Source organism: Aerococcus sp. L_32, from assembly GCF_050689315.1.
This window is the reverse complement of the sequence record NZ_JBOEQF010001176.1, coordinates 1-566: the sequence shown is the minus strand read 5'-3', so window position 1 is coordinate 566 and position 566 is coordinate 1. Positions and strand designations below refer to the sequence as shown.

At 40.3% G+C, this 566-nt stretch carries 1 protein-coding gene; it reads right to left on the bottom strand.

Going from position 1 to position 566, the window contains the following annotated elements; all coding sequences use genetic code 11:
* Positions 1-146: 146 nt before the first annotated feature.
* Positions 147-566, bottom strand: a 420-nt coding sequence (locus ACRCJ0_RS18795; RefSeq protein WP_431391722.1) for a nitronate monooxygenase, incomplete at its 5' end; no start/stop codon positions are given.

Here is a 566-nt window from a genome sequence, read left to right as displayed (position 1 = left end):
TGAGTAAGTCTTGCCCCATCCCTGTATACTGTGCGCCTTGACCAGCGTATAAAAAAGCTATTGCCATGTTCGTCTCCTCTTAATAGAAAAGCAGTGAAATGCACAAACCATCCCACTGCTCACATATGTCAATTTAATTCTCAGCTTTAAAGCCATTCACTTGCTCGAGCAGCAATTGTTTCTTTACATTCCGTCATATATGATTGAATAATTTCTGAAACTGTTTCACGTTTATCCACTAATCCGGCAATTTGGCCGGCCATAAATGAACCTGTGTCTAAATTCCCTTCAACAACAGCACGACGTAAAGCACCTGATCCAAGCGCTTCAAGTTTGTCCCAATCAGGATTAGCCTTACTTGCTTCTTCTTTTTCTACTTTAAGATATTCTTTGGTCAATTTGTTCCGTAATACACGGACTGGATGTCCAGTAGATTCGCCAGTTAATACAGTGTCGATATCTTTTGCCTTAATGATACGCTCTTTAAAGTTATCATGGGCATTTGATTCATCTGCAACAACAAAACGTGTCCCTACTTGAATACCAACCGCACCTAACATAAGTGC